At 42.8% G+C, this 9,232-nt stretch carries 9 protein-coding genes, 1 tRNA gene and 1 other RNA gene; 5 read left to right on the top strand and 6 right to left on the bottom strand.

Annotation, left to right across the window (positions count from 1 at the left end):
* Window positions 1–167 precede the first annotated feature (167 nt).
* The 5 genes from CP948_RS08730 to CP948_RS08750 all read left to right on the top strand — a co-directional run bounded on the left by CP948_RS08730 (window position 168) and on the right by CP948_RS08750 (window position 2,724).
* On the top strand, window positions 168–842 hold the full coding sequence (locus tag CP948_RS08730) for a c-type cytochrome (protein ID WP_096603578.1): 675 nt from the start codon (window positions 168–170) through the stop codon (window positions 840–842).
* Between the two features lie 12 nt (window positions 843–854).
* Window positions 855–2,264 (top strand): cbb3-type cytochrome c oxidase subunit I, encoded by a 1,410-nt coding sequence (locus CP948_RS08735; RefSeq protein ID WP_096603581.1) that lies wholly within the window; start codon window positions 855–857, stop codon window positions 2,262–2,264.
* Window positions 2,254–2,538: a hypothetical protein gene (locus CP948_RS08740; protein WP_245810127.1), complete on the top strand. Its 285-nt coding sequence runs from the start codon at window positions 2,254–2,256 to the stop codon at window positions 2,536–2,538. Before CP948_RS08735 ends, CP948_RS08740 begins: the two co-directional genes overlap by 11 nt.
* Before the next feature lie 31 nt (window positions 2,539–2,569).
* Window positions 2,570–2,655: signal recognition particle sRNA small type (gene ffs, locus CP948_RS08745), an RNA gene on the top strand.
* Window positions 2,651–2,724, top strand: a tRNA-Arg gene (locus CP948_RS08750). The genes ffs and CP948_RS08750 overlap by 5 nt, the downstream gene beginning before the upstream one ends.
* A 14-nt stretch (window positions 2,725–2,738) precedes the next feature.
* Here CP948_RS08750 and CP948_RS08755 read toward each other — a convergent pair.
* The 6 genes from CP948_RS08755 to CP948_RS08780 all read right to left on the bottom strand — a co-directional run bounded on the left by CP948_RS08755 (window position 2,739) and on the right by CP948_RS08780 (window position 9,127).
* The gene (locus CP948_RS08755; protein WP_096603584.1) at window positions 2,739–3,788 is read right to left on the bottom strand and encodes a porin; all 1,050 of its coding nucleotides are present in this window, start codon (window positions 3,786–3,788) and stop codon (window positions 2,739–2,741) included.
* A 67-nt stretch (window positions 3,789–3,855) separates the two neighbouring features.
* A complete protein-coding gene (locus tag CP948_RS08760) occupies window positions 3,856–5,133 on the bottom strand; it encodes an ammonium transporter (RefSeq protein WP_096603595.1) in 1,278 nt (425 codons plus the stop codon).
* A gap of 51 nt (window positions 5,134–5,184) precedes the next feature.
* The gene (gene glnA, locus CP948_RS08765) at window positions 5,185–6,594 is read right to left on the bottom strand and encodes a type I glutamate--ammonia ligase (protein WP_096603587.1); all 1,410 of its coding nucleotides are present in this window, start codon (window positions 6,592–6,594) and stop codon (window positions 5,185–5,187) included.
* A 22-nt stretch (window positions 6,595–6,616) separates the two neighbouring features.
* Window positions 6,617–6,955, bottom strand: a complete 339-nt coding sequence (locus CP948_RS08770; protein ID WP_096603589.1) for a P-II family nitrogen regulator — start codon at window positions 6,953–6,955, stop codon at window positions 6,617–6,619.
* Window positions 6,956–7,079: 124 nt separating this feature from the next.
* Entirely contained in the window at window positions 7,080–7,976 is an 897-nt protein-coding gene (locus CP948_RS08775) for a cation diffusion facilitator family transporter (protein WP_096603598.1), read from the bottom strand.
* Between the two features lie 5 nt (window positions 7,977–7,981).
* Complete coding sequence (locus CP948_RS08780) at window positions 7,982–9,127, bottom strand: hypothetical protein (protein ID WP_245810128.1); 1,146 nt, start codon at window positions 9,125–9,127, stop codon at window positions 7,982–7,984.
* Window positions 9,128–9,232: the final 105 nt, after the last annotated feature.

Genomic DNA, 9,232 nt, shown 5'->3' on the forward strand with positions numbered 1-9,232 from the left:
TGGTGCTTTGGGGGATTTACTTATTTTTTGAGCTTTTGAGGGCTGTTTTTAGAAATCAAGTTTTGTCAATGCTCTGGGATTTTTCAAACAGCCTCTAACAATCTTGACAAAGTTATAAAAGAGTTATAAATTAAACTTTGTAAGTAAATACTTACAGGAGGTAGGTCATGAATGTAGGGTGGTTAGAGGTGGTACTAATAACATTACTTATCTCTGTAGTGGTAAGTCTTGTGCTGGCGCGTGGGAGGCATTGGCTTGAGCCGGGTTTCTGGAAGGTCGCTGCGGTTATAACGAGTAGCGTTATGACGATCACCCTTGTACTTCTTACCGTTGATACTTCAAGAAAAATAAGTATGGGAAGTAAAAGAGTGCCTTCCCCCTCTGTTATTAATAGGGAGATAGGATATGTGTACTCTCCAGATAGGAGAGCTATGGTACCTACGCTGGGAAAAGAGGTAGGACTTTTTGGAAAAGTATGGAGCGAAGAAGAGGCGGAGAAACTCATAACCAAGGGTAAGCTTGTAATCCAAAGCAGGAACTGTATGGATTGCCACACCTTACTCGGAAACGGTGCTTACTACGCGCCAGATTTGACGAAGGCATGGCTGGACCCCAAATGGGAAAAACAGCTCATACCCATGACAGGAGCAAATACGAAAGAAGAAGCCATGAAAGCTTTTCTTATGAATCCTGATAAGTACCCTACCTGGGTAAGAAGAATGCCAAACCTAAGACTTTCAGAAGATGAAGCGGTAGCGGTGGTTGCTTATCTCAAGTGGATGTCTGCCATAGACACCAACGGCTTTCCGGCTAATTTCCCGGAAGTCAAAGTATCACAATAAGGAGGTGTTATCATGGAAAGGCTTTACGAATCCCAAAAGTTAGCTCTTTGGTACTTTTGGACTGCAATAGTGCTTTTTGGTGCACAGGTACTTTTTGGTCTTCTTGCTGCCATACAGTATGTCAATCCTGACTTCCTTTACGGAACGCTCAACTTTATGACCAACAGGATGATTCACATAAACGCTATGGTAGTTTGGCTACTCATGGGTTTTATAGGTGGTATATACTGGTTTTTACCCCTTGAGACAGACAGGGAAGTAGTGGGCATAAAACTGGGCAAGCTCGCATATTTTGCCTTCGTAGGTGCGGTTGCTGTCGTTGTTCTCGTTTTCCTTCTGAAGCAGTTTGGAAAGGGAGATTACTTCACACTGTGGTTTATAACTGAAGGAAGGGAATATGTAGAAGCACCTCGGTGGGCAGACATAGGCATAGTTGCGGTTGCTCTGATAGTTGCCTACAATGTGATAGCCACAACCATAGCAAGCAAAAAGATTACGGGTATACTGGGTGTCTTAATAGTTGACCTTGCTGCACTTTTTGGTCTTTACTTGGCGGGTATGTTCTTCACTCCCAATGTTTCTGTTGATCAGTTTTGGTGGTGGTGGGTGGTTCACCTATGGGTTGAAGCTACATGGGAAGTTCTCGTAGGTGTGCTTATGGGATGGTTGCTAATGCACCTTTTAGGCACTCCAAGAAAGATCATAGAGGCGTGGCTTTACATTGAGGTGATGCTCGTTTTCGGAACGGGCATACTGGGACTTGGACACCACTACTACTGGATAGGAACACCTGAATACTGGCTTGGGATAGGTGGCTTCTTTTCTTCCCTTGAGCCTCTTCCTCTGGTAGCCATGGTGATACACGCCGTTTACGATGCTGGAGTTCACAGGCTTCAAACTGTTAACAGACCAGCGCTTTTCTGGGCTTTTGCTCAGGCTTTCGGAAACCTCTTTGGTGCAGGGGTTTGGGGTTTTATGCACACTTTACCTCAGATTAACCTCTTTAGTCATGGGACACAACTTGCAGCAGCGCACGGACACCTCGCTTTCTTTGGAGCTTATGTATCCGCAAACTTAGCTCTTTTCTACTACATACTCGGTAAGACAAGAGTAAAGGAAGGCTACATAATGAACGGCACTCTCTGGAAAATCGCCTACGCTGGGCTTATAATAAGCATGTTTGGTATGGTTGCTTCTTTAACTGTTGCTGGTTTTGCTCAAACTATGATAGAAAGGGCAACGCTTGGAAGCACTTGGGAAGCATACATACAGGCTCAAATGCACCCATGGATGGAAGAAGCTTACAGATGGAGGCTCTTCTTTGGGGTTATGTTTTTGCTTTCCTATATAGTCCTGCTTTATGACCTTATAACTGCGGGTAAAAGAGTAGAAGCTTTGAAGGAGGCTGAAGTTGCTGGCTGATACCATATACAGACTTATGCTTTTTGGGTTTTTAATGGTCCTCTTTGCCTGCTTTTATGCCATACTTTACGCTTTTGGGAAGGTTGCACGCCTTCCCTCCCTTCAAAAACTTTCTTACAGCTTTGGACTGCTTCAGTTTTTATCTGGTTTAGGTATGTTTTTTTCCGACTATCTGGACTTCTTCTGGAGAATCATAGTACTTTTTAGTGCCTTTGCCTACATCTTTATACCTCCCCTCATGTGGAAAGTGGTGGTAGCCTTTCACAGAGAGTAAAGTTTCTTCAAAAAAGTTATATAATTAATAATTAACCCCGCAACGGGAAAGGGTGAACCCCGCCAGGCCCGAAAGGGAGCAACGGTAAGCCTGCAGTCCCGGGTGCGGGGTAGGGCCCGTAGCTCAGCTGGATAGAGCAAGGGATTTCTAATCCCTAGGTCGGGGGTTCGAGTCCCTCCGGGCCCGCTTTAAGAAGTAGGTCAAAATATAAACCCTACTTCTACACCTAATCTGGTCTGGTTTTTCTTTCCGTTATTTGTAAAAGGCTTATCAGCACTTACGTAAGAAAGTTCACCCCTGATAAACAAAGGTCCCTTAGTGTAAGCTGGTGTCAAAGTAAAAGTCCAACCCTTGTTTGAATCTCCAATGCCTACGAGGTCTATTCCCCCCACATCAGAGTTGTCTTTTACATACTCTATCCTACCAGAAACCTTAAAGGGTTTAAGGTCATAGGAAAAATGAAGACATCCGCTGCTTGCCTTTGCCTTTGCAGGAACCTGCGCTGTACTATCTTTGGGAGCTTCTACATACATAAAGTCAGCACCTAAGGTAAGCTTGTCCAGTGTATAAGAGGCAACTACATTGAATTCTCTTTTATTTGCTGGCAGAGCTGTGTCGTTAGGTCTTGAGCTCTTGTCAGGTAGGAGTATATTGAAAGAGACGGAACCATCCTTTATAGGTGTTAAAGCTAAGCTCGCCTCAAGGGCAGGTTTGGGATGAGTGGTGCTAAGGGTGTAAAAACCGTCATTTACTCCGAGCTTTACGGAAAATAGATCTGTACTGTAAGTTAGTCTTGCACCGCTGTGCACCACGGGTTGCATGTTCCATATGAGACCTCTCTGAATGTAGTTGTTAAGATAAGTAAAAGCGGATTCGTAGCCTATTAGGGTAGGTAGCTTACCCACCTGCACAGAAAGTCCTTTGACGGGGGCTACCTCTATGTAAGCGATGGGTAAAGCACTGTAAAGATTTGTGTAGGTTGATGTGTTTGACAGTCCAACACCAACAACAGGTAGAGAGTAGGCTCCACCTATCAATGTAAAGCCTACTGGTTGTGCAGTTTTTGAGATGCTTATTAGAGCAGAGCCAATATCGTAGCGCGTCTTTTTATCATTTCCCACTCTGTTATTAGTGTAGATACTATAACCTGTTAGGGCACCGCTTACATTAATACTACCAACGGGTTCCACCTTTAGCTCAAGAGCTTGAGCTATACTTACACAAAGGCTAAGTAAGACTAACTTTTTCATGATACACCTCCTTTGGATTTTTTTTCTAAAAAAAAAGGGAGCAGGAAAGGACCCAAAGCGTACAGCTTTAGGTCACATTGTAAGCATTCTCTCCGTGTTGAGACTTATCAAGTCCCGTTATCTCCTCCTCAGGGCTTACTCTAAGCCCCACAAGTGTTTTAACAACGATGAGTATCACAAAAGTAGCAATGGCATCGTAAACTATGGTAGTACCAACAGCCAAAAGCTGTATAACTACCTGCGTAGGATTTCCATAAAGGAGTCCTTTACCTGCCTCGTTTATGGATGGGTCCGCAAAGACGCCTGTGAGTATGGCTCCCACTATACCCGCAACACCGTGTATACCGAAAACATCAAGAGCGTCGTCGTAGCCTAATTTGTGTTTTACTATTGCAACCATGAAGTACGGGATGATACCTGCAAGTAGACCTATGATAAGAGCACCTATTACATTAACAAAGCCTGCAGCTGGTGTTATGGCTACAAGTCCAGCTATAGCACCAGAAGCAAGACCCAGAACGGTAGGTTTTTTAGTGTGAAGCCATTCTGTAAACATCCAGGATAGAGCTGCGGTGGCTGTTGCGGTATTTGTATTCAGAAAGGCTACAGATGCGAGCGCGTTTGAAGCCACTGCAGAACCAGCATTAAAACCAAACCATCCAAACCATAATAACCCAGTACCTATGACAACCATAGGAAGGTTGCTGGGAATGAGCGTAGCATCTTTACGTTTGCCCAAAAGAAGAGCACCTACCAAACCTGCAATACCAGCATTTATGTGAACAACAGTTCCACCTGCAAAATCAAGAGCACCAAGTTTTGCCAAAAATCCACCTCCCCATACCCAGTGAGCTATGGGCACATAAACCAAACTCATCCAGAGGATGCTGAAAAGTACCCATGCAGAAAACTTCATTCTCTCTATGTATGATCCACTTATGAGAGCGACAGTTATTGCAGCAAAAGTCAGCTGAAAGACTACAAAAATGAACTCAGGAATAGTACCCTGTAAACTCTTTACACTTATACCACTTAGCAAAATCTTTGATGGACTACCTATAATGCCTGAGATGTCAGTATTAAAAGCTAAGCTGTAGCCGTAAAGAATCCAAAGTACAGATACTATACAGTAAGCCACAAAGGACATGGCAATAGTATTTAGAGTGTCTTTTCTTTTTGCCATGCCTCCGTAAAATATGGCAAGTCCCGGCAGTGTCATGAGCATAACAAGAGCTGTGGAAACAAGCATCCATGCTGTATCCCCTGTGTCAAGCTTAGGAGCCTGATCTTCTGCAAAGGAAAGGCTAAAAAGCAGCAGTGGTATAATTATACCTACGCGACGCATCTTTATTCCTCCTTGCCCGGCTTTGAAAGTGCCGGGCACCTTTTTTTTCAATTAAATATCAAAGTAAAGTTCAAACTCCTTAGGATGCGGAATGAACCTTATCTCATCTATTTCTTTACGCTTGTAATCTATCCAGAGTTGTATAAACTCTTCAGTAAAGACACCCCCCTTTAGGAGGAACTCATAGTCCTTTTCCAAAGCTTTCAGAGCTTCTTCTAAAGAACCCGGAAGTTGAGGAATATCCTTTAGTTCTTCTGGTGGTAGTGAGTATATGTCCTTATCAAAAGGCTCTCCTGGATGTATGCGGTTTTCTATACCGTCAATGGCTGCCATGAGTATGGCGGAAAATGCAAGATAAGGATTGCATGTTGGGTCTGGGAATCTTATCTCTATCCTTTTTGCCTTTGGAGATTGGGAGTACATGGGTATCCTAATTGCTGCGGAGCGATTTCTGGCAGAGTAGGCAAGCCTCACAGGAGCTTCAAAACCAGGAACAAGTCTGTGATAGGAGTTAATAGTAGGATTTGTAAAGGCTGTAAGAGCAGGCCCGTGCTTTAGTATACCACCTATAGCATAAAGGCACGTTTCCGATACTCCTGCATATTCAGAACCCGCAAAGAGGTTCTGTCCTTCCTTCCATATGGAAAAGTGGGTGTGCATGCCAGAACCATTGTCGTTGGGAAGGACCTTAGGCATAAATGTGGCGTATTTACCATACTTATTGGCTACCATCCTAACTACATACTTATAGATGAACAGCTTATCTGCCTGGTTTACTAAGGAATCGTATCTTATGTCTATCTCACCCTGTCCTGCAGTGGCTACCTCGTGATGATGAAGTTCAACCACAATGCCAAGCTGGGACATAATGGATACCATTTCGTTGCGAAGATGATAAACCTTGTCCAAAGGTGGAACTGGAAAATACCCTCTTTTGTGGGGTATCTTGTAGCCCGAAGAAGTAACTTCTCTGCTCCACCATCCTTCCTCTGAATCGATCCTCCAAAAGGCATAGTTAGACGATGTACCAAACTCTACAGAGTCAAATATGAAAAACTCGGCTTCAGGACCATAGTAAGCGGTATCTCCTATACCCGTCTGTTTCAAATACTGTTCTGCCTTTTGTGCTATGTACCTTGTATCCCTGCCGTAGCGTTCCCTCGTGATGGGGTCGTAAATATCGCATATCATCACGAGAGTCTTGGGTTCTATAAAGGGATCTATAAAGGCTGTGGATGCATCTGGAAAGGCAAGCATATCCGACTCGTGTATGGACTGCCAACCCCTTATGGAAGAGCCGTCAAATCCCCTGCCGTTTTCAAAAGTATCAAGAGATAGCTCGTAGGCAGGTATGGTTAAATGTTGCCACTGACCAAAAGGGTCAGAAAAGCGAAGATCCACATACTGGATCCCTTCCTGCTCAATAAGGTTTAGCACCTCTGCTGGCGTGTACTTGGGCATGTTTTACCTCCTTTTATAGATGTTAGATTGCTTGCTCACCTCTTTCTCCGGTTCTTATACGAACTACTTCTTCAATGGGTATGACAAATATCTTGCCGTCTCCTACCCTTCCCGTTTGAGCAGTCTTTGCTATCGTTTCTATTACCTTTTCCACATCCTCGTCCTTTACCACCACCTCTATCTTTACCTTAGGAAGGAAGTCTATGACATACTCCGTTCCTCTGTAAATCTCCGTATGACCCTTCTGTTGACCAAAACCCCTAACTTCTGTGACCGTCATACCACCTATGCCTATCTCTACAAGGGCATCTTTGACCTCATCCAACTTGAAGGGTTTGATTATAGCTTCCACCTTCTTCATGTCAACCTCCTACATCTTTTATTGCAAAGAGCATGCCAAGAAACAGCCCTTTGCTAAAGCTTTATTTTATTACTTTTTGTAGACCCAGAGCACCTCCTCTGCTGTGAATTTGTTTACAATTTTGTTAATGTGTTAACTCTACATGAGGGCAGTACTTTATCTCTATGGTGGTATGAACTAAGTTGTCTATACCCTCAAGGCGCTTTATGTAGTAATCAACGGAACGATCCTCTGTGGTCATCACGCTGAGTATGCACGCGTACTTGTCATGATGCACTCTCAAAAGGTGGATGTCTTGAACCTTACTTGTGTTGTCTTTTTCTATTCTTTCTATGAGTTCTTTTACTAAGGGTGATGCCATTTCTCTGTCAAGGAGTATTTGCGCAGTATCCTTAAGAAGGCTATACGACCAACTTAGAATAACAGAGAACCCTACAAGTCCTGACAGAGGGTCTAAGTACCACATGCCTAAATACTCTCCACCAAGTAAAGCGGTTATTGCCAAAAGGGAAGTCAAAACATCAGCAATCACATGAAGGTAAGCAGCGCTGAGATTAAAGTCGTGTTTGTGCTCATCATCGTGTGAGAGAGCAAAGGCGCTTACTAAATTGATCAGCAACCCCGCAAAGGCAACAAGAAGGGCATCCTCGTATTTAACACCTTCCCTCTTTATCAGCTTAAGTACCGCCTCACCAAGTACCAAGAAAGCCATCACACCCAATATAACTGCGCTTGTGTAAGCTCCCAATACTTCCACTTTCCATGTACCAAAAGAAAAGCTCACATCTCTTGACCACTTTCTTGCCAACATGTAAGCACCCAGAGTTATGCCAAAGGCTACCGCATGCGTTCCCATATGCACACCATCCGCAAGCAGTGCAACGGAACCAAAAATGTAGCCTGCTATGATCTCAACGAGCATAAATACGAGTGTCAGCACAAAAACTAATAAAACTTTACCTTCCGCTTTCTTCTTGGGCGTATAGAATATGTGCTCGTGTTTGCAAAAGGATCTCTCCATAAAGGTTAAAAATATGACTTTTCTGCCATTCTGAACCATATAAGATAAAGGGGCAAAAGAGCGTCCCAAAAACCGGTAAATATAGAACCTGCAAAAACAACAGAAGGCGCAAGGAGAAAAGGAGATAAAAGTACCGTATCTTGGTTTATTCTGTACTTGATAATAAAGGAATAATAACTTATGAATATCCACACTATACCTACAAGTCTTAATATGCCCCCCTCTATAAATTCCGAAAGAAATATCACGGATTCGTAAGTGCCACCCACAGGAGACTTAGGCTCAAGTAGAAAACCTGAATTTATACCATGACCTATAAGAATTGGGAGTAAGTTCTTGTCCCGTAGGTCTTTCTTGACAACCTCTATACCTGCTTTGAAGTTTTGCCACCTAAGACTGGATATCTTATTAAGGGTGTCATCGTTTATAGGCTTTTGTCCTGTAATAACTTGATAAAAAGTACCAAACCTTTCGTCCTTTTTCACCAAAAGATAAAAGGCGGACCCACCCATAAAGGAGAGAAGCACAGATAACACTACTACAAACTTAAAGGATAGGTACCTCCTTAAAAGGAAGGCAAAGATCAAAAGAGTGAATCCCAAAGCCAATAAAGTAGACCTTCTGGCACTCAAAAGTACAAAACCAAAGAAGAGGAAGAAGCTCAAAAGATAAAAGTATCTGCGTCTTTTTAAAAAAAGAGATAAGGCAGAAAGGGAAAATATAGAGTAAAACATACCCACTTCAAACCAGCCACCCCAAAGGGGTGCGGGCTCACCGGTACGATAAAACTTATAAATAACGACAGGTATAAGAGTATAACCTATCATAAGTAACATCATGTTGAAGGTGTACAAAAACTTTTCCGAAAACTTTACATAACTTCCCAAGGGATAAACAAACATAAAGACGCTTCTTTCTATACCTTTGTTTAGGTATTGAGGCATATACAAAGCTGTAGATAAGAGTGTAGGGATAGCGTACAAAAGTAATGGTTTTAGTAGTATTCCTTTAGGCATGCTCTTAGCTTTAAGCATGTAGAAGGTGTAATACACAAGGATTATGATTACAAAAGCCTCAAAGAGAGTTATAGAGATAAAGGCACAGATAGTCAGAAGATATAGCAGTGCGTTTGCCTTTTTATGCACAATCATATTATAATCTGAGACTGTTTAAAAAATAGCAAAAAAGCTCCCCACAATGGGGAGATAATATTAGAATGAGAAACAAAAAACACAAACAGATCGTAAAGTTCATAG

This window comes from Hydrogenobacter hydrogenophilus (genome assembly GCF_900215655.1).
Taxonomy (GTDB): domain Bacteria; phylum Aquificota; class Aquificia; order Aquificales; family Aquificaceae; genus Hydrogenobacter; species Hydrogenobacter hydrogenophilus.

Coding starts and splice junctions, on each gene's coding strand:
- CP948_RS08735 (WP_096603581.1), top strand. CDS start 855: ATGGAAAGGCTTTACGAATCCCAAAAGTTAGCTCTTTGGTACTTTTGG.
- glnA (WP_096603587.1), bottom strand. CDS start 6,594: ATGCCCAAGTACACGCCAGCAGAGGTGCTAAACCTTATTGAGCAGGAA.
- CP948_RS08755 (WP_096603584.1), bottom strand. CDS start 3,788: ATGAAAAAGTTAGTCTTACTTAGCCTTTGTGTAAGTATAGCTCAAGCT.
- CP948_RS08780 (WP_245810128.1), bottom strand. CDS start 9,127: ATGATTGTGCATAAAAAGGCAAACGCACTGCTATATCTTCTGACTATC.
- CP948_RS08760 (WP_096603595.1), bottom strand. CDS start 5,133: ATGCGTCGCGTAGGTATAATTATACCACTGCTGCTTTTTAGCCTTTCC.
- CP948_RS08730 (WP_096603578.1), top strand. CDS start 168: ATGAATGTAGGGTGGTTAGAGGTGGTACTAATAACATTACTTATCTCT.
- CP948_RS08770 (WP_096603589.1), bottom strand. CDS start 6,955: ATGAAGAAGGTGGAAGCTATAATCAAACCCTTCAAGTTGGATGAGGTC.
- CP948_RS08775 (WP_096603598.1), bottom strand. CDS start 7,976: ATGGAGAGATCCTTTTGCAAACACGAGCACATATTCTATACGCCCAAG.